The organism is Granulicella tundricola MP5ACTX9 (assembly GCF_000178975.2).
Classification (GTDB): Bacteria; Acidobacteriota; Terriglobia; order Terriglobales; family Acidobacteriaceae; genus Edaphobacter; species Edaphobacter tundricola.
Window position 1 is genome coordinate 301,912 of record NC_015057.1, and the last position, 19,823, is coordinate 321,734.

Genomic DNA, 19,823 nt, shown 5'->3' on the forward strand with positions numbered 1-19,823 from the left:
AGCCGAAGAATTCGGCTGCGCCTCTTTATTGAGTGACTGCTTTATACGGTTTGGTCGCGGGCTTGTTCGAGGGGTGCGATCTCGAGCTTCTTCATGCTCATCATGGCTTTCATGACGCGGGCGGCGGTGGCGGGGTCCGGGTTGCTGAGGAGCTGGGCGAGGTTGTTGGGAACGACCTGCCAGGTGATGCCGAACTTGTCTGTGAGCCAGCCGCACTGCATGATGGTGCCGCCAGCGGCAAGCTTGTCCCAGTATTCGTCGATCTCGGCCTGACCTTCACAGTGGATGACGAAGGAGATGGCGGGCGTGAAGGCGAAGTGCGGGCCTCCGTTGAGTGCGGTGAACCTCTGGCCGAAGAGCTCGAAGTCCGCGGTCATGACGGAGCCGGGCTTGCCTGGGCCGGTCTCTCCGTAACGGGCGACTCGGAGCTGCTTCGAGTCCGGGAAGGTGGAGGTGTAGAAGTCCATGGCTTCTTCGGCTTGATCGTTGAACCAGAGGAAGGGGGAGACTTTCTGGGGTTGTAGGGTCATTGGGTTGCGCTCGTGAGGTTGAAGGTTGCGCCCTGGGGGTCGAGGCAGTGGGCGATCCAGGCTCCGCCGGGGACCTCGTGCGGGCCTTGCAGGAGCTGGCCGCCGGCTTCTTTGGCTCGCTCGACTGCTGCGGTGACGCTGCCCTCTACGGTGAAGTAGAGGCCCCAGAAGGAGACGGGGAGGTTGGGCGGTTTGTTCATCATGCCGCCTCCTTGGGGGCCGTTGACGACGAAGGTCTGGTAGAGGCCCATGGGACCCATGTCTACGGTCTGGGCTTTGGTCCAGCCGAAGAGGTTGGAGTAGAAGGCCCAAGCGGCGTCGAGGTCTTCCGTGAGGAGCTCATGCCAGCCCACGTGGCCGGGGGTTGCGGGGGTGGCTTCGCGTGGCTCGCCGTTGCCCCAGAAGAGGACGAAGGTTGCGCCATGGGGGTCTGCGACGACGGCGAAGCGGCCTACGCCGGGGATGTCTTCCGGTGCCCGATGGATGACGCCGCCGGCGTCTTTGACGCGGGCGGCGAAGGCGTCTACGTCATCGACGCCGATGTACATCATCCAGGTGGGTTTGGCGCCGGCGGCGGCGAGGTGTTCCCGGATGGGCATGATGCCGCCTACGTCTGTTGAGGCGGCGGAGAGGAGGGTGTAGTAGTCGCCGGGCATGCCGGCGTCGCGTGCGGACCAGCCGACGACGCTGGTGTAGAAGGCCTGGGCCGCGGGGACGTCGGAGGTCATGAGGTCGAACCAGACGAAACGGCCGTTGGGGTATGTGCTCATTTCAGGGATTTCCTTTTGGTTGAGCTGAGGTCAGGAATACGTTAGTCGAGTGGGTGGGGGGAGGCAAGTGAAAATCGCAACCACCGGCGGTTTGCTGCGAGAATGGAGAGCATGAATGTTTGTGCTCGGTTGGTCCGTATCGTTTGTGGGATGGCTTTGGTGGTTGTGCCGGCTGGGCTGTTTGCCCAGGCGAGTGGGTATGAGGCGGTGAATCCGTTCATTGGCACGGGTGCGGATGGGCATACGTATCCGGGGGCTACGGTGCCGTTCGGGATGGTGCAGTTGAGCCCGGATACGCAGATCAACTCGTTCAAGCACAGCTATAAGTGGGCGGCGGGATACCGGTATGAAGATGGGACGATTCTGGGGTTTTCGCATACGCATTTTTCGGGTGCGGGGCACTCGGATCTTGGGGACTTTCTGGTGCAACCGATCTCTGGTGAGGTGAGGCTGGAGCCGGGTGATGCGAACCAGCCGGGTTCGGGCTATCGGTCTGGGTTTAGTCATGCGACGGAGGTTGCTAAGCCGGGGTACTACGCTGTTACGCTGGCGGACTATGGCGTGCGTGCGGAGTTGACGGCGACGGCGCGGGTGGGGGTGCATCGGTACACGTTTCCTGCGGGGAAGCCGGCGCATGTGCTGATGGATATGCGGTCTTCCATCTATAGCTATCCGGGCAAGGTGCTGTGGTCCAGGCTGCGGGTGAGGAATGATGGGACCGTGACGGGGATGAGGGAGACTCGCGGGTGGGCTCCGGGACGTCAGCTTTACTTTGCGATGAAGTTCTCCGTCCCGATGGCAACGCATGAGATCTACGACAAGGAGCCTCTGCCGGTGGAGTACAGGGGCTTCAAGACGCCGGGCAATAATGCGGCCGATACGCAGGCGATGGAAGGCCGCGGGCTGATTGGGGTGTTCGACTTTGGCGAGATGAAAGGGCCGCTGGTGGTGAAGGTGGCGCTTTCGCCGACGAGCGAGGATGAGGCCATGGCGAACCTGAACGCGGAGGTTGCGGGGTTCGACTTTGACGCTGTTCATGCGCAGGCGAAGGCTACCTGGGAGAAGGCGCTGGGTGCGGTGCAGCTAACGGCTGCTCCTGATATGCGGACGAATTTATATACGGCGCTTTATCACGCGCTGCTGGCTCCGGGGACTGCGATGGATGTGGATGGGAGCTATCGCGGGCCGGATAACCAGGTGCATCATGCGGATGGATTTCATTTTGTGAGCAGCTTGTCTTTGTGGGATACGTATCGGGCGGAGCAGCCGCTGATGACGCTGCTGGAGCCTGAGGCGCGGACGACGGACCTGGTGCGGTCGCTGATGGCTTCACAGCAGGAGAGTCCGTTTGGGATGCTGCCGGTGTGGCAGTTTCAGGGGATCGAGACGTGGTGCATGATTGGGTATCACGCGGTGCCGGAGATTGCGGATGCGGTGATGAAGGGGATTGGCGGGTTCGACGCGAACAAGGCGCTGGATGCGATGGTGGCGACGGCTGACTATGCTCCGTATGGGCATCTGGGCGAGTACATGAAGCTGGGGTATGTACCTATCGACATCAGCAATGCGGGTACAGATGGAAGCTCGCACGATGAGTCGGTTTCGCAGACGATCGAGTATGCGTATGACGACTGGACGATCGCTCGGGTGGCGCGGAAGCTGGGGCGTAACGATGTAGCCGTGCGGTTCGAGAAGAGGGCAGGGAACTGGAAGAATGTGTTCGATACGGCGGATGGATTCTCTGAGCCTCGGAAGGCGGACGGGAGCTGGCGGGTGCCGTTCAATCCGGCCAAGGCTGGTGCGGGCAGCGGGTTTACGGAGGGGAATTCGTGGCAGTACTCGTGGTATCAGCCGCAGGATGAGGCGGGGCTGATCAAGCTTCTGGGTGGCGATGAAAAGCTTGTGGCCAAGCTGGATGCGATGTTCAATGCGAAGGTCGATCCGAAGGACTATGCGGATGTGGAGGATATGGCGGGGCTGATTGGGCAGTATGTGCATGGCAATGAGCCGAGCCATCACCTGGCGTATCTGTATGCGTATGCGGGGCAGCCGTGGCGGGTGCAGGAGAGGCTGAAGCAGATTGTGGAGAGCCAGTACAAGCCTGCGCCGGATGGGCTGGTGGGGAACGATGACCTGGGGCAGATGTCGGCTTGGCTGCTGTTTACAGGGCTGGGGTTTTATCCGGTGGCTCCTGGGACGAACGAGTATGTGATAGGGCGGCCGTTTGTGGAGCGGGCGGTGTTGAAGCTGCCGAATGGCCGCTCGTTTACCGTTGTGGCGGACGGGATGAGTGCGGAGCATCCGTATGTGGGAAGCGTGACGCTGGATGGGAAGGCGCTGACGCGGAGCTTCGTGACGCATGAGGAGATTATGCGGGGCGGAGAGCTGCGGTTTGTGATGTCGGGTACGGCGAATAAGAGCTGGGGGAGTGGGAGCGGGGCTCGGCCTTACTCTATGTCGCGGTAGGGTTTGGCTACCGGTTTTGAGGCGGAATCTGGTATCTTTACTGGCACGGAGGTGTCGGCGTGACGAATTTACAGTTGCTGCTTGCGATCGGCATTCCGAGTCTACTGGTGATGTTTGGGATTTTGCTCAATCGCCAAGAGGCGGCCTCGCTTCGTGCTGAGATTGGTCAGCTTCGTGGGGAGATGAAGTCAGAGATTGGTCAACTCCTTGCGGAGATGAAGTCAGAAAATAATCAGCTACGTAATGAGATCATCACTCTCCGGGACAATATTCACGAGGACATGATGGGTGTCCATGAGCGTCTGCGCGCGGTTGAGACTCGGCAGGGGATTTAGCTCGTGCGAGGGACTGCGTGACTGGACTCCAGGAACTTCTTTCGATTGGCATTCCGAGCTTACTAATCGCTCTCGCCTGGTTGAGTGAGACTGTTCAACTCAGGCGTATTGAGGCTGAGTTGATTGGCTTTCGGAAAGATCGATCAAGCATGCGTGAAGAGCATCGGCGAGATCGGCTCAAGCTGCTGGGTTCACGATGAAAAAGAGCTTTCAGGCTGCGCTCATTCTTTTTGTGCTGATGCAGTTTGCCGGACTTGCGTGGGGGCAGGCTCCTACGGGGCTTGGGGAGCAGGGTTGGTATGCCGATCCGGAGGCGCACGTTTTTGCCGGGGAGTACTGGATCTATCCGACCTACTCCGATCCTGCACCGTTGCCTGTGGGTGCGTCTCAGTTTACGGAGTTGCAGCAGGCTCGTCGTGATGAGAAGGGGTTGCGCAAGGCGTATCTGCAGCAGACGTTTATGGATGCGTTTTCTTCTCCCGACCTGGTGCATTGGATCAAGCATCCGCATGTGCTGGATGTGAAGAACGTGCCGTGGGCGGCGTATGCGGTTTGGGCTCCCTCCGTGATCGAGCTGAAGGGGAAGTACTATCTGTTCTTTGGCGCGAACGATATTCAGAAGGATGAGACTACGGCTGGTGGGATCGGGGTGGCGGTCAGCGATTCGCCCGGTGGTCCGTTTGTGGATGCGATTGGAAAGCCTTTGATTGGTGCGTTTTATAACGGTGCTCAGCCGATCGATCCGTTTGTGTACCAGGATGATGATGGCAGGATCTACCTGTACTACGGTGGGCAGGGGCACTGCAATGTGGTGGGGTTGACGGCGGATCTGAAGGCGGTGACACCGCTTCCTGATGGCGAACTCTATAAGGAGATTACGCCGGCCGAGTATGTCGAAGGGCCGTTTCTGATCAAGCGGAATGGTGTGTATTACTTCATGTGGTCGGAGGGGGACTGGGGCGATTCAAGCTATGGCGTTGCGTATGCGCGGAGCAGCAGTCCGATAGGGCCGTTTACGCGGGTGGGCAAGATTCTGCAGACGGATGCGCGTGTGGCGAATGGGCCGGGGCATCACTCGGTGATCCATCTTCCGGGGACCGATGAGTGGTACATCGTCTATCATCGTCATCCGCTGGGGAATACGGAGCCGAATCAGCGTTTGATGGCGATCGACCGGATGTACTTTGACAAGGACGGGAAGATCGTTCCGGTGAAGATGACGGCGAAGGGTGTGGCGGCAAGACGGCTGGGTGGAGATTCACAGGCTCGATAAGCGGGAGTGTGGCGGCTTGCTTCCGAGGGCCCGAGGGTGATCTTCTATAGAGCGTGACTATTTCTAAGAACTCCCAGAACGCCCTTTCCGAGAACCAGCCTGCTGCACTGCTGCCGATTCAGACCATCGTCAAAAAACTAGCGCTGCCTGAGCAGTATGTGGAGCAGCTTGGGCCTTATGGGGCCAAGGTCAAGCTTGGGCTGCTGGAGGATGTGGCGCTGCCGCGGCGCGGGAAGATGATCCTGGTGACGGCGACGACGCCGACGACCTCCGGCGAGGGTAAGACGGTTACGGCGATTGGGCTGACGCAGGGGTTGGAGCGGATCGGCAAGAGCGTGGTGATTACGTCGCGCGAGCCTTCGCTGGGACCGGTGTTCGGGATGAAGGGCGGCGCGGCGGGCGGTGGGCGTGCTCGCGTGGAGCCTGCGGACAAGATCAACCTGCACTTCCACGGCGACTTCCATGCGATTACGAGCGCGCACAATCTGCTGGCGGCGCTGATCGACACGCATTTGTTTCATGGGAACGATCTGGATCTCGATCCGGCGTCGATTACGTGGCCGCGCAGCATGGATATGAACGATCGCGCGCTGCGGCGGATCGTGGTGCAGGCGGGCGGGAAGCGCGATGGGCATGACCGTGCCACGGGCTTTCTGATTACGGCTGCGTCCGAGATCATGGCGATTTTGGCACTGGCGACCGGGCGTGAGAATCTGCGGGCGAGGCTGGCGAGGATTGTGATTGGAAGCACGCGGGCGGGTGAGCCGGTGCGGGCGGAACAGCTCGATGCGACAGGGCCGATGATGGCTCTGCTGACCGATGCGCTGCTGCCGAACCTGGTGCAGACGAGCGAGGGAACGCCGGCGCTGGTGCACTGCGGGCCGTTTGCGAACATTGCGCATGGGACGAGCTCTGTGCTGAGCCAGTATATGGGGTTGCAGCTTGCGGACTACGTGATCAACGAGTGCGGGTTTGCGAGCGACCTGGGCTTTGAGAAGTACATGGATATCGTGATGCCTGCGTCCGGCATCAAGCCGGCGGCGGCGGTGCTGGTGACGACGCTGAAGTCCGTGACGACGCAGGGTGAGGGCAACCTGGAGCGCGGGTTTGCGAACCTGGGCAAGCATATCCAGATCCTGCGCGGGTTCGGGCTTCCGACCGTGGTGGCGATCAATCAGTTCCCGAACGATGCGCCGGAGGAGCTGGCGAAGATCGAGCAGTTCTGCCGGGAGCAGGGTGCGAACTTTGCGCTTTCGCAGGCGTTCAGCAAGGGCGGCGAAGGTGCGGTGGCGCTGGCGGAGGAGGTCGTAAGGACGATCGAGGCGAACCCGGAGCCAAAGCCGATCAGCATGTATGGGCCGGAGGATTCGGCCGAGGAGAAGATCGGTAAAGTGGCTCGTGGCGTGTATGGGGCCAAGGATGTTGAGTTCAGCGATGAGGCTCGCGCGAAGCTGGCGAAGTTTGCCGAGTGGGGATTTGGGGCGCTGCCGGTTTGTATTGCGAAGACGCAGTACTCGCTGTCCGACGATCCGAAGTTGCCGGGTGCGCCGACCGGATGGACGCTGCACATTAATGATGTTTCGCTGTCGGCTGGTGCGGGGTTCCTGGTGGCGATCTCAGGCAGCATGATGCTGATGCCGGGACTGCCGAAGGAGTCTCGGGCTGCGCTGATTGATGTGGATGCGGATGGGAATGTTACTGGGATGAGCTAAGAACAACGGCAACTGCAACCGCAACCGACTGCGGGGATGAAAAGGATAAAAAAGCGATCAAGGCGGATTGGATTTGCTCCGGCCTTGATCGCTTTTTTGTTTAAGACCGACTTAGACTACTCGGTTCTCTTTGATGACTTGTTTGTAGAACTTGGCGCTTAGTTTGGGGGTGCGCTTCTGGGTTTTGAAGTCGACGTAGGTGATGCCGAAGCGCTTGTCGTAGCCGTCGGCCCACTCGAAGTTGTCGAGGAGACTCCAGAGGAAGTAGCCCTTGACGGGTACGCCCTCTGCGACGGCGCGCTGAAGCTGCGTGAGGTAGTTGCGCAGGAACATGGTGCGGTCGGTGTCGTAGACCTGGCCGTCTGGGGCTAGGACGTCGGCTGAGGATGCGCCGTTCTCCGTGATGTAGATCTCCTTGACGTTCCAGAGCTCGGCGCAGAGGCGGGGGCTCCAGTAGAGACCCTCCGGGCCGACGTGCAGCCAGGGGCTGAGCATGTGGGGGTAGGAGGCGGGGGAGGGGACGACGGTGTAGCCCTTGTCTGAGCCATCGGCGCGAACGTACTCCGGCTGGTAGACGTTGAGGCCGACGAAGTCCATGGGGGCGGAGATGGTCTTCATCTCCTCCGGCGTGAAGTGGGGGGCGTCGGCCCCGAGACGCTTGAGGTAGTGGTCGGTGTAACGGCCTTCCATGAGCACGGTGAGGAACATGGCGTTCTCTTCGCGGTAGGCCTTGCGTGCGGCTTCAATGTGCTCTGGCGTCTCGATGACCGGTGCGGTGGCGGTGGCGTTGTCCGCGATGCCGACCTTGGTGCCGGGCTTGGTCTGGGCGCGAATGGCCTGGACGCTGAGACCGTGGGCGAGGACGACGTAGTGGTTGAGCTGCGCGACGCGTTTGGCGTCGAGGCGGAGGCCGGGTGCGTGGCGGCCGTCCTTGTAGCCGATCTCGACGAAGGAGCGCATCTCGTTCATGGTCATGAAGTGCTTGACGCGGTCGTTGAGCTTGTTGGCGGTGTATCCGGCGTAGTCTGCGAACGCCTTGGCGACGTCCTTGTTCTCCCATCCGCCCTTGTCCTGGAGGGTCTGGGGGAGGTCCCAGTGGTAGAGGGTGCAGAAGGGCTGGATTCCGGCTTCAAGGAGGGAATCGCACATGCGGTTGTAGAAGTCGACGCCCTGCTGGTTGGGCTGGCCGGTGCCGGTGGGAAAGATGCGGCTCCAGGAGACGGAGAAGCGGCAGGTCTTGAGGCCGATGTCCTTCATGAGGGCGATGTCTTCTTTATAGCGGTGGTAGTAGTCGTCGGCGACGTCCCCGGTGTCTCCGTTGGCGACCTTGCCGGGGGTGTGGGAGAAGGTGTCCCAGATGGATGGGCCGCGGCCGCCTTCCTTGACTGCGCCTTCTACCTGGTAGGAGGCGGTGGCGGAGCCCCAGAGGAAGCCCTGAGGAAAGTGGCGGCGAGGGTCAGTGCTGATGGCGGGTGCGGCCTGCGCGGAGGCGGGCGTGGTGCCGAGATTGGCGAGCGAGAGCGCTGCGGTCGAACCGCCGATTACCTTGGCGAAACTGCGTCGAGAGAGTTTGTCGGACACGGAGGCTCCTTGGCCTTTTGGGGATGAGGGTTGATCTTGATGAGGCTGGTCCGGCGGGAGGGTTGAAGCTCCTGCCTGATTATCTGACAGTGCGGGTGCGAATGCTACGGGTGGGGCTAAGGTCAATCGTTTGCCTAAGCGCGGCGTACTTGGTTTGGAGCTGTCGTGGTGCTGGGGTCTGTTTTTGGGGCTTGCGAAACAGTGGGGAGGATGCCGCCGGATCGAAGCTGTTGGCTTCGATCCGGCGATTTCCTTTGCAACGGATGCTGGTTAGAACTGCGCCTTGAGAGCGAACTGGAGCTGACGAGGGTTGTAGTTCGGATCGTAGTTGGTGACCTGTCCGAAGGTTGAGCTGCCGAGTTGTGCGTTGGCAACGTTGTTATTGCCAATGTAGTAGTCGGGAGTGTTGGTCAGGTCGAAGGCTTCGGCGCGGAACTCCAGGTTCACCCGTTCGGTGATGTGGAAGTCTTTGAAGATCGACAGGTCGATGTGGCGGAAGTGCGGTCCGAACTCAGAGTTGCGCTGAGCGGTGCCGATCGTTCCAAGGGGCTGAGGAGCGTAGTTTGCTGTGTTGAAGTACTGGGTCAGGGTCTTGGGACCCTTTGCATTGCCGATCTTGTTCGGGCGATCGCTGCCGCCGCCGTTGATCGGTGTTGCACGGTTGCCATAGACGCTTCCTGCTGCGCCGGAGGGGAGGAGTGTGAAGTCGTTCTGTCCACCGTTCAGGATGGAGAACGGCTTGCCGCTCTGCCAGACCAAGATGGTATTGGCCTGCCAGCCGCCGAGCGCAAGACGCTTCAGACCGGTAAAGTTCTTGCCGTACTGCAGTTCATAGTTGACCGAAAGCGCGAAGCGGTGTTCGATGTCGTTCTCCGCAACGCCATAGTCGATTGCATTGATGCGGGTTGGGTCTCCGTTGCTCCAGCCCTGGTTCCCTTCCTGCGAGAAACCTGTGTTGGTGCTGAGCGCCTTGGCGTAGGTATAGTTTGCGTCGAATGCGAGGCCCTTGGTGAAGCGCCGCTGGAATGAGGTCTGTAGTGAGTTGTAGTTGGAGTAACCGCCGCTCGAAAGCCAACCGACTCCGCCCAGGTTTGGAAGCTGGGTCTGAAGGCGGAGGTTCTGAGCGCTTGCCGGGGCGGTGAGTGGGTTGAAGGGTGCCGGTGAGTTGATGTTGTTGATGGTCTGAGCGAGATGCTGGCCCAGGTTGCCGACGTAACCGACGGTGAAAACGTTTGAGCCAAACTGCTCCTCAACCTGCAGATTGAACTGCTGAATGAGGGCTGAACGGAAGTTTGGGTTTTCCGCCACGAAGGATAGCGAGTTGCTGTTCAACGTCTGCGCCGCCGGGAGTGGGAGGCCAGCAGCGAAGTTGCTGGTTCCATCGTAGGTTGGCGAGATGGTTGTCGTGCCGGGCGTGAAGCAGTGGTTGTTGAAGCTCGCCGCTGCCGTTGGATTTGCGGTCGTTCCAGGGGTACCAGCCGCAGTCGTATTGGTCTGAATCCGAAGCGCGGTCAGTGCCTGGGAGCAGTTTGGCGAGTAGACGGAGACGAAAGGAGCATTCTTTAGATCGGCGTTGGAGGTGTAGTTGCCGGGGAAGAAGCTGAGTCCATATCCGCCGCGGACGACGGTCTTAGGGTTGACGGAGAGGGAGAAACCGACGCGTGGAGCGAAGTTGGAGTAATCGGTCTTGATGCCGGCATGGCCATCTACCCCGTTGACGCCGGCTACCTTGAGAGCGGAGCCGACTGTGGCGGCCGTGCTGCCTGAGGCCTGCGTGAAGTCAAAGTTCGAGATGCGGTTATGAGCTTCAGTGAACGGCGTGAAGACGTCGTAACGTACGCCGTAGAGAACCGTCAGCTTGGGGTTGACCTTCCAGCTATCGAGCGCGAAGAAGCTCGGCTCCCAGCTGCGATAGTCGGGCGGATTGAGATCGTAGTTCCGGCTTTCTCCCGTAAACGCGCCTACGAGGGATGAGGCCAGCTGGTTGATCTGGGTCTGGGTTGTGCTGGCGACGTTATCGGTTGAAAGGCCGAAGGTGTACTGACCGGCCGCGAAGGCGCTTTGTACGTTGCGAGCCTGGCGACGGATAAGGCCGGCACCAAACTTCAGGTTGTGGTTACCTTTCGTGTAGCTGACCGATCCGGAGTACTGGAAGGTATTGTCGATATCCTGCAACGGAACATAAGCGCCGTCACCGATGTCCGAGAAGCCTCCGAACTGGATGGGGGTCAGGAACGAGGAGAGGTTGTTGAAGTTCATGTTGGAACCAAAGCCAAGCTTGGTGTCTGGCGCAGTTCCGTTATTGAGCGGCAGGGAAAGATTATTGATGCGGGTGTAAGCTGCGCGCAGATCGACCAGCAGATTCTGGCTGAAGATGTGCGTGTAGCCCAAGCCGTACTGCATCGCCTTATCGGTTGCGGGTCCGGCAAAGATGTACCGGCCGCCGCTGATCGCAAGGCCATTCTGCGTTCCGAGCGCCTGGGGAGTGTTGGTGTCCACCTTGTTATAGGTGTAGCGGGCGAAGAGGTTGTTATTCCCGTTGAACTTATGATCGACGCGTGCGTCGAAGGTGTTGCTGGTCTGGGTCTTGCTGGGGCTGACCACGTAGTTATTGGTCACGCCGGCGTTGGTTGGAGCAGGGAAGAGCTTCAGATAAGCGAGGGCGATGGGATCGAGAGCGTACGTCTGTGTTCCATTTCCTTGTGCGATTAGCTGCTGAGGTGTTCCGCCGCCGATGCTGTTGATCTGGTTGTACTGCGCGATCTGGGGCACTGAACTGGTGTAGGTAACGCCTGAGACGAGACGAAGACCCTCATAGTCGGCGAAGAAGAAGGTGCGATCTTTGAAGATCGGGCCGCCGATGCTGCCGCCGAACTGGTTCTGGCGAAGCTCCGGCTTGCGTCCGGTTCCCTGGAGCACGTTGCGGGCGTCGAAGATGTCGTTGCGGAAGAACTCGTAGGCCGATCCGTGGAACTGGTTGGTGCCGGAGCGGGTGATGATGCTGACGACGCCGCCAGCGGTACGGCCAGCTTCAGCCGAGTAGCTGTTGGTTTCTACCGTGATCTCCTGGATGCCTTCCACGTTCGGACGGACGCCGATGGTGCCGATGACGCGCTCGTTGTCGTCGGTGCCGTCGATGATGAAGTTGTTGAGGGTGTCATCCTGGCCGTTGACGGAGAAGCTGGCGCTTGCCCGGCGATCGTCCGGACGGCCGCCGCTGACGAGACCGTTTCCGGGGCCTTCATTTGCGCCTGGGACGATCTGGACCAACTGGACGAAGTTACGGCCGTTGAGCGGCAGATCCTGCACGGCTTTGGCAGTGACGGTGGAGCTGACGGTGGCGTTGTCTGCCTGGAGGAGAGGGGTCTGGGCTTCGACGTTGACGGTCTGCTCTTCTCCGCCGGTCTCGAGATGGACGTCGGCGCGGGCGCGGTCGCCGGCTTCCACGGCCAGGTTATTGGTGGTGGCGGTCTTGAAGCCTGACGATTTTGTGGTGACCGTATAACGACCGACCGGCAGGAGGGTGAACTGATAGTCGCCGCTGCCGTTGGAGGTGGCGGTGCGCTGGTCGTGGGTCTCTACGTTGGTTAGGACGACGGTGGCGTTGGGGATGACGGCGCCGGTGGCGTCGGTGACGGTGCCCAGGATGTCTGCGGTGGTGAGTTGAGCCATCGCGGATGGGGTGAGGAGGGCGGCGGCGAGGATGGGCGCCGTCGAGAAGGCGAGGGCCATGCCCAGGCTCCTTAGTTTGCTCTTGCACTGGCCAGTGGCAAGGGATGTTGCTTGCTTTCTATCCATCATGATCGTTTCCTGAGTTTCTTTGGGTGTCACAAGTCGGTTTTGGCGAGAACGGGCGTTTGCCCCAAGGGCTTTTCACCGCGCTCGCGGAGGAGGTTTGAGTTCGGCCTGAATAATAGGCACTGAAAATTCAATACGTAACGGTTCTTCTGGTATCTCACCTGGAGGTAAAGAGCGATTTGGCCCAAAAACGGACAAAAAGCCTGGGTAAAGGGGGCAGGTAAAGAGTTCCACTTGTCAGCTGTTGCAACAGGGGCCTATTCTGTTCCGCAGTTGAAAGAGGTAGAAGATGCGTTCTGTACTTGACGAGACGGCGCAGTGGATTCCAATGAGCACGGCGGAGCAGGACAAGGTCCGGGAACAGATGAATCGGCTGCTGGAGACGAACCACTTCAAGAACAGCCGGCGCTATCCGGCGCTGTTCCGGTTCATCGTGGAAGAGACTCTGGAAGGCCGCGGAGAATATCTCAAGGAGCGCTTGCTCGGCATCCGTGTGTTTGACCGGCCTGCCAATTACGACACGGCCACCGATCCGATCGTCCGGGTGACCATTGCCGAGATCCGCAAGCGGATCGCGCAGTATTATCACGACGAAGCGCACGACGCGGAGATGCGGATCGAACTGCTGCCCGGGCACTATGCGCCGGAGTTTCGCTTCCGAAAAGAAGCGGATTATGAGCGGCAGGCAGCGATGCCCCCCCTGGAGACTCGTCACGTCAGCGCGCCACGCGCCAATGTCCGTCAGACGACAGAGGCGGGTGCAGAAATTCCAGCAAAGCCTGTGCCCTTGGCGGCGAAAAAAGGCCTGGGTTCCCGAACCTGGCTGGCAATCTCCTCGGTTGCGTTGATTCTGGTATGCGCTGCCTCCACGCTTTTATGGCGTGCGGCCCATCCGTCTGCGCTCGAACAGTTCTGGGGTCCGGTTCTGGCTGGCCACAAGCCTGTGCTGCTTTGCATCCCGACCGGCGCAGGAAAGACCGGGGGAATGGCCGCCTTTACCTCCGCCGATCTGCACTCTCGTCCGGGGGTGCCGGTCATCCCAGGCGGCCCAACCTTTCTGGATCATGAGTCTCTGGAGGAGAACGTCGTCTTCTCCGATGTGCTGGCGATGGTCAAGGTTGGGGGGCTGCTCGCCGTGCGGGAGCAGGAGTATCGACCGCGTCTTAATACGTCAACGTCGCTGGACGATCTGCGGGAAGGTTCGGCGGTGCTGATCGGCGGTATGGACAATCAGTGGACCCTGGAGGCGATTGCACCGCTGCGGTATCGCTTTGCCGGTTCGGATGCGACCAGTTATTGGATTTTGGACACCACCAATCCCACCCAGAAGGACTGGTCGCTGGACCTGAAGACGAAGCTGGTGAACGTTCGGCGCGATTACGCGATCGTCGCCCGGCTGCACAGCGATCAGACCGGGCAGATGGAGGTCGTCGTGGCGGGGATCGGAATGGCTGGGACGGCGGCGGCGGGCGAGTTCGTGGTCGATCCGCAGCAGATGGAGGGGCTGCGGCAGAAGATCGGCAAGGACTTTGCGACTCATGATTTTGAGGCCGTGCTGGGGACGGATGTGATCAACGGGATTGCGGGCTCGCCGAAGGTGGTGGCGGTCTGGGTGCGGTAAGTTTGCTGGCTTGAATCGTCAAGGACCTTACTTATCGTGGAGTGGTTATGACAGAATGGTGCGGATGTCATAGCAGCCCGGCAAGAAGAGAGACGAGACCATGCCACGCCCGACGGTTGCCGATCCACGGAGTCATAAAACCGCCTCATCCCCAGAGATGTCGAGGCATCGCGCCATCTACGAGGAGTTGCTGAAGGAGATCCGGAGCGGAACCTATCAGCCCGGTGATCGCCTGCCGAGTGAAGCTGCCTTGTGCGAGCGGTTCGACGCTTCTCGGATCACGGTGGCGAAGGCGATCCAGACGCTGCAGCAGGATCGGCTGGTGATGCGGCGGCCCGGATCCGGCACCTACGTCGAGCGGCCGGAGCAGGTGGCTTCGATGCAGTTTGGGCTTCTGATTCCGGACCTGGGCACGACGGAGATCTTCGAGCCCATCTGCCAGGGCCTGATGCGCTCGCCGGTGGCAAAGGCTCACTCGCTGACCTGGGGCCACTCCGATCCTGGCGTTCAGAATCCTGAGGTCGTCGCCGACCAGCTTTGCCAGCAGTATATTGCCCAGCGCGTGGCCGGTGTCTTCTTCGCACCCATGGAATATACCGAGACGAGCGACCGCGCGAATCGGCGCATTGCGGCCACGCTGGAGCGTGCCGGAATCCCCGTGGTCCTGCTGGACCGCTGCGTGGAGCGCTATCCGGACCGGTCCAACTTCGACCTGGTAGGCATCGACAACCAGAGAGCCGGCCATCTGTTGACGCGGCACATGATCCAGGCGGGGGCCAAGCGCATCCTGTTTGCGGCCAGGCGGTTCTCCGCCTCAACGGTCGAACAGCGGATAGCTGGCTATCGCGAGGCTTTGCTTGCGGCTGATCGGGGCGCCACATTCGCGGTTGTGACCGGAGACTTCGAGGATGTCGCCTTCGTGCAGAAGATGCTCCAGAGCGAGCGGCCGGATGCGATCATCTGCGCGAACGATGCCACTGCGGCTCGGCTCATGCAGACGCTGCTGGGCCTGGGAGTCAGAGTTCCGGAGGAGATCCGCATGTCGGGAGTCGACGACGTGCGCTATGCAAGATTTCTGCCCGTTCCTTTGACCACCATCCGCCAGGACTGCCTGGAGATGGGCACGGTCGCTATGGGAATTATGATGGACCGGCTGAATAGGCCCGATCATCCTGTGCGCGATGTGCTGGTCAAGAGTGAGTTGATTGTACGAAGCTCCAGCGGAATGCCGCAGAGTGTTGAGTAGGACCGTACATCTGCTCTGACGGGTGCTATGGTGAGTTGCTGAAATAAGCTGTTGAGGAAGGCTCTGGGGATCTCTGCATGGATGCAACACGGATGAAGGCAATGGTGCTGCTGGGCAAGAGCGCCATGACGGGCGCGCTGGGCGGTCTGCTGTTCGGCTTTGATACGGCGGTGATCGCCGGTGCGACACACGCGTTGACCGTGCAGTACGGATTGACGCCGTGGCAGCTTGGTCTGACGGTGTCGATCGCGCTTTGGGGCACCGTGGCGGGCTCGCTGGGCAGCGGCGTGCTGGGTCAGAGGATTGGAAGCCGCGCCGCGCTGCGGATCATGGGTGTGCTCTACGTCATCTCCGCGCTGGGTTGTGCGTTTGCGCCGAGCTGGTGGTTCTTCCTGGTGTGCCGCTTCATTGGCGGGATCGGGATCGGCGGGTCCTCTGTGCTGGGGCCTGTCTATATTGCGGAGCTTGCGCCGGCCAAGTGGCGTGGGCGGCTGGTGGGGCTGTTTCAGATCAACATCGTCATCGGCATTCTGCTGGCGTATCTTTCAAACGCCATCATCGCGCACTTCAGCCTGGGGATGCTGGAGTGGCGGGTGGATCTGGGTGTCGCGGTGCTGCCTGCGATCCTGTTCCTGATCCTGCTGCTGAGCGTGCCGCAGAGCTCACGCTGGCTGGTCTCGCAGAACCGCATCGACGAGGCCATGCTGATTCTGCAGAGTATGGGCTCGCCTGACTCGAAGGCCGAGGTGGATGCCATCCAGGCGGGGCTGCGGGACGAGGTCGGTGAGGCGCAGAGCAGTCTGTTCAACAAGCGGCACAGCCTGCCTATTTTTCTGGCTATTACGATCGGCATGTTCAACCAGCTCAGCGGCATCAACGCCATCCTTTATTACCTCAATGACATCTTTGCCAGTGCGGACTTCGGACAGGTCTCGGCCAACATCCAGGCGGTGGCCATCGGCTTTGCCAACCTGCTAGCAACGATGCTGGGGATCTCGTTGATCGACCGGCTGGGACGCAAGACGCTGCTGATGATCGGTGCGGTGGGTTGTGCGCTGTGCCTGGCTGGCGTGGGCGTCGTCTTTGCGATGAACGCTCACCAGGGCCTGCTGCTGCCGCTGCTGATCGGCTTCATCATCTTCTTCGCGGTATCACAGGGCGCGGTGATCTGGGTCTACATCAGTGAGGTCTTTCCGACCAATGTTCGCTCCAAGGGCCAGAGCCTGGGCTCATCCGCGCACTGGATCATGAACGGCATCATCACGCTGGCGTTCCCGGTGGTCGCGCGTTACTCGAAGGCGATGCCGTTTGCGTTCTTTGCGGCGATGATGGTGGTGCAGTTCGTGGTGGTGCTGATGATCTATCCGGAGACCAAGGGCTATTCTCTGGAGATGCTGCAGGAGCAGATGCATAAGGGTCGTAAGTAACTTTTACTGATACACATCTGCCTCGATGACGTTCAGGATGGCTTTGCTGTCGTGCGTCACAGGCGCTACGCCTGCGCCGTCGTACTTGCCGTTGACCTCTATGGTGGCGGAGGCGGGCTTGTCGTCGATGGGCGCGCCCGTCAGCGCGATGCGAAGGTGGGTGCCTTGCGCGGGCTTCAGCGGAATCGTCGTATAGCCGAGGTTCATGGGCGTGATGCCTTCATAGATCGGGGTGCCGTCAAGCGTGATGCGGATCGGGTAGCGGCGCGTGCGGAAGGCGTTCAGCTTCAGGTCGATTTGGGTGGGCGTAGAGGCTTGCTTGAGTGTCAGGTCGATCCAGGCCGTGGAGAGCTGACCGTCGTTCGACCAGGAGGTCGTTTCGTTGTCGTCGTAAGCGCGTGCGGCTGTGTCAGGGTTCGAGCCTGCAGTTGCGCTGACTATGGGGATGGACGTGCGTGTGATGTGGACGGACGAGCCTGTGGGCGTTGGGCCACGCAGCAGGTTGGACGGTAGCGCGGCTGCGGGATCGTAGGTCGCGAGACCGTTGTCGACCTTGACCGGCACGGCCAGCAGCGTGATCATCGCAGAGCGCAGGCCGGGTGAGGTTGCAGTCACTGTGATCTTGCCCGCTGTGGGTTGCGTGCGAATGAGGACGCGGTTGATGCCGTCTTCGACAGGAAGAGTCCTGGAGAGGATGTAGTTGGAGAAGCTGGGAATGTCCGTGCCGGCCGCTGGTTGCGCAATGCCGCCGCGCCATTCCGCCGGGCCGTCGATGGCGAACGAGATCATGTTGTTCGCGGTGGGGCAGCGGCGGCCCAGCGAGTCCATCACCTCTACATCGACTAGCGCCAGGTCGGAGCCGTCGGCATGAAGACCGCCGGGGCCAGCATGTGCGAAGAGGCGGATGGAGGCTGGTTCGCCCGCCGTCTGAAGATGCGTGTCCGTGATGCGCTTGCCTGCGGCGTCATAGCCGATGGCCTCCAGCTTGCCTGTGGCAAAAGCAATGTTGGGGAAGGCGAAGAGGAAGTCGCTGGACTGGCCTGCGGGCACGCCAGCCTCATGGGGCATGTCAGGCAGAGCAGCCGTTCCAAGGGGCAGCGCGCGTGCTGGATTTGGATCCGTGTCGGATGCCGTGACCGAGCCGACCGTCTTACCGTTTAACGTAAGCTGCACACGTGCGACCTTGGCTGCGACGACGTACACCGTCTTTGTTGTGCCGGCCGGATAGCTCCAGTGGCCGAGGATGTGCATCGCCGGACGCTCGGGATCGACCCATCCGTTCCACATCACCTGGCCTGCGTAGAAGCCGTCCTTGGGCAGGCGCATTGCGTCCACGGCGCCGGAGCGGCGGTAGTTATTGTCTCCACGATGATGCGTGTTGGAGTCCGCGAAGATGATCTTGACGCCGCCCGCGCTGACGCGGTCACCCGTGCCCGGACGCGCGCGGTAGTAGTCATCCCAGCGCAGCACGTCTTCAATGGCGTGCGAGTCCTGATTGCGGTTGTACAGCGGCGAGTCTTTATGGAAGGGCGCGGACTCGTTATCCCAGAAGGCGCGTGCGGCCTCATCGCGGCTATACTCATGCGCCCAGAGCGGCTTGCTCGCGGACTTGTCGACGTAGAGCATCTCGCCGCCGTACTCGGCCACATGGCTCGCGAGCATCTCGCGTGAGCCGATGGCGCGGCCTCCGTGCGGATCGTACCGATCGCGGACGGCCTTCATCTCCGCCATGTGCTCATCCGAGATGCTCTTGTTGCCGGACTCATAGAAGAGGATGGAGGGGTTGTTGCGGTTGTAGATGATGGAGTCGCGCATGAGCTCCACGCGCTGCTCCCACTGGCGGCCCTTGGAATCTCCCTCAGAATCGCCTGCGGGCATGGACTGGATGAGACCCACGCGGTCGGCTGAGTCCGTATCCTGGCGCGATGGTGTGACGTGCATCCAGCGCACGAGGTTCGCGTTGCCTTCAACCATCAGGCGGTTGGAGAAATCGCTGAGCCAGGGTGGCAGATCGATGCCGATTGCGGGCCACTCGTTGGTGGTGCGCTGGGCGTAGCCGTGGATCTGCATGACGCGGCCGTTCAGGGTGAGCTCGCCGTGATCGAAGGCGGTCTGGCGGAAACCGGTGGTCGTGGTCACGGCATCGATGGGCTTGCCGTCGATCGAGATCGTCGTCGTGACCTTATAGAGATAGCCGTAGCCCCAGCTCCAAAGGTGGAGATGCGCTACCGGCTGTGAAGCGGAGACGACTTGCATCTCACCCGGCGCAAGTGTCACATCCGAGCCTTTCATCGTTCCGACGAGGAGATGATTCGCGTCCTCGATGCGTGCCGTGTAGCCGATGGTCTGCGGTGTCATGCTGTCGTTGCGAACCTGTGTCTCTGCGGTGATTTTGGCGGAGTTGGTTGCGAGATCGAAGTCGCCGGCCCAGATATACGTTCCCGTGGTGCCTAGTGATGAGAACAGTGGAAGCGTCTGATGGACAGGCCCGGTTACATGCAGCCAGACATTCTTGCTGATGCCGCCGTAGTTCGCGTAGAAGTTGGTGTCGTTCCAGTGAAAGGCCGTGCCGGTGGCGATCTCCTTGTATTTGAAGTCGTTGTCCGTGCGTACGGCAAGGATGTTGTCCTCGGCTGCAGGCTTCAGGGCGTCGGTGATATCGAAGCCGAAGGCGGAGACGCCGTCTTCATGCCGCCCCAGCAGCTTGCCGTTGAGGTACACGACGCCGGCCATGCGGATGCCTTCAAACTCAAGGTGGACACGCTGACCCGGCGCACCGGCGGGCACGCGAAAGTGCTTGCGATACCAGGCAATGCCCGTGGGAAGCTTGTCGATGCTGACCTTGAATGCGGAGTCCTCATTCCATGCATAGGGCAGCGTGACGGGCTTCCATGCCGAGTCGTCAAAGCCGGGCGCCTGGGCGTTGGCGGGATCGCCCGTCTGGACGAGCCATCCTGGATTGAAGTTAAAGCGGCTTCGATGAGGAGCCTGTGCTGGTGAAAGGCCCGAGCCAAAAACAAGAAGGACAGCCAGCACGAACTTAAGCAATACAGTTCTCCCCATT

The 19,823-nt window shown here is 60.7% G+C and carries 12 protein-coding genes; 7 read left to right on the top strand and 5 right to left on the bottom strand.

Annotated elements, in window-relative coordinates:
* Window positions 1-41: 41 nt before the first annotated feature.
* Together ACIX9_RS19915 and ACIX9_RS19920 are read right to left on the bottom strand one after the other, a co-directional pair.
* Window positions 42-530, bottom strand: coding sequence for a VOC family protein (locus tag ACIX9_RS19915; RefSeq protein WP_013572892.1), 489 nt, complete (start codon window positions 528-530; stop codon window positions 42-44).
* Window positions 527-1,300: a VOC family protein gene (locus ACIX9_RS19920; protein ID WP_013572893.1), complete on the bottom strand. Its 774-nt coding sequence runs from the start codon at window positions 1,298-1,300 to the stop codon at window positions 527-529. The genes ACIX9_RS19915 and ACIX9_RS19920 overlap by 4 nt, the downstream gene beginning before the upstream one ends.
* A gap of 111 nt (window positions 1,301-1,411) precedes the next feature.
* Between ACIX9_RS19920 and ACIX9_RS19925 the strand changes: the two genes are divergently transcribed.
* The 4 genes from ACIX9_RS19925 (at window position 1,412) to ACIX9_RS19940 (ending at window position 7,086) form a co-directional block, all read left to right on the top strand.
* The gene (locus ACIX9_RS19925; RefSeq protein WP_013572894.1) at window positions 1,412-3,766 is read left to right on the top strand and encodes a GH92 family glycosyl hydrolase; all 2,355 of its coding nucleotides are present in this window, start codon (window positions 1,412-1,414) and stop codon (window positions 3,764-3,766) included.
* Between the two features lie 59 nt (window positions 3,767-3,825).
* Window positions 3,826-4,101 carry a hypothetical protein gene (locus ACIX9_RS19930; RefSeq protein ID WP_041598002.1) on the top strand — a complete coding sequence of 92 codons (276 nt, stop codon included), beginning with the start codon at window positions 3,826-3,828 and terminating at the stop codon, window positions 4,099-4,101.
* A gap of 238 nt (window positions 4,102-4,339) precedes the next feature.
* The gene (locus ACIX9_RS19935; protein WP_157478206.1) at window positions 4,340-5,374 is read left to right on the top strand and encodes a glycoside hydrolase family 43 protein; all 1,035 of its coding nucleotides are present in this window, start codon (window positions 4,340-4,342) and stop codon (window positions 5,372-5,374) included.
* Between the two features lie 53 nt (window positions 5,375-5,427).
* On the top strand, window positions 5,428-7,086 hold the full coding sequence (locus ACIX9_RS19940; RefSeq protein ID WP_013572896.1) for a formate--tetrahydrofolate ligase: 1,659 nt from the start codon (window positions 5,428-5,430) through the stop codon (window positions 7,084-7,086).
* 111 nt (window positions 7,087-7,197) lie between these two features.
* On the opposite strand, the gene ACIX9_RS19945 is transcribed toward ACIX9_RS19940, so the two are convergent.
* Together ACIX9_RS19945 and ACIX9_RS19950 are read right to left on the bottom strand one after the other, a co-directional pair.
* The gene (locus ACIX9_RS19945; RefSeq protein WP_013572897.1) at window positions 7,198-8,667 is read right to left on the bottom strand and encodes a GH1 family beta-glucosidase; all 1,470 of its coding nucleotides are present in this window, start codon (window positions 8,665-8,667) and stop codon (window positions 7,198-7,200) included.
* A gap of 270 nt (window positions 8,668-8,937) precedes the next feature.
* Window positions 8,938-12,399 carry a TonB-dependent receptor gene (locus tag ACIX9_RS19950; RefSeq protein WP_013572898.1) on the bottom strand — a complete coding sequence of 1,154 codons (3,462 nt, stop codon included), beginning with the start codon at window positions 12,397-12,399 and terminating at the stop codon, window positions 8,938-8,940.
* 355 nt (window positions 12,400-12,754) lie between these two features.
* On the opposite strand from ACIX9_RS19950, the gene ACIX9_RS19955 reads away from it, so the two are divergent.
* The 3 genes from ACIX9_RS19955 (at window position 12,755) to ACIX9_RS19965 (ending at window position 16,759) form a co-directional block, all read left to right on the top strand.
* Window positions 12,755-14,086: a hypothetical protein gene (locus tag ACIX9_RS19955; protein ID WP_013572899.1), complete on the top strand. Its 1,332-nt coding sequence runs from the start codon at window positions 12,755-12,757 to the stop codon at window positions 14,084-14,086.
* Window positions 14,087-14,243: 157 nt separating this feature from the next.
* A complete protein-coding gene (locus ACIX9_RS19960; protein ID WP_013572900.1) occupies window positions 14,244-15,332 on the top strand; it encodes a GntR family transcriptional regulator in 1,089 nt (362 codons plus the stop codon).
* Between the two features lie 77 nt (window positions 15,333-15,409).
* Entirely contained in the window at window positions 15,410-16,759 is a 1,350-nt protein-coding gene (locus ACIX9_RS19965; protein ID WP_013572901.1) for a sugar porter family MFS transporter, read from the top strand.
* 3 nt (window positions 16,760-16,762) lie between these two features.
* Here the strand turns inward: ACIX9_RS19965 and ACIX9_RS19970 are convergent, their stop codons facing one another.
* Window positions 16,763-19,822 (bottom strand): sugar-binding domain-containing protein, encoded by a 3,060-nt coding sequence (locus tag ACIX9_RS19970; protein ID WP_013572902.1) that lies wholly within the window; start codon window positions 19,820-19,822, stop codon window positions 16,763-16,765.
* Window position 19,823 lies beyond the last annotated feature (1 nt).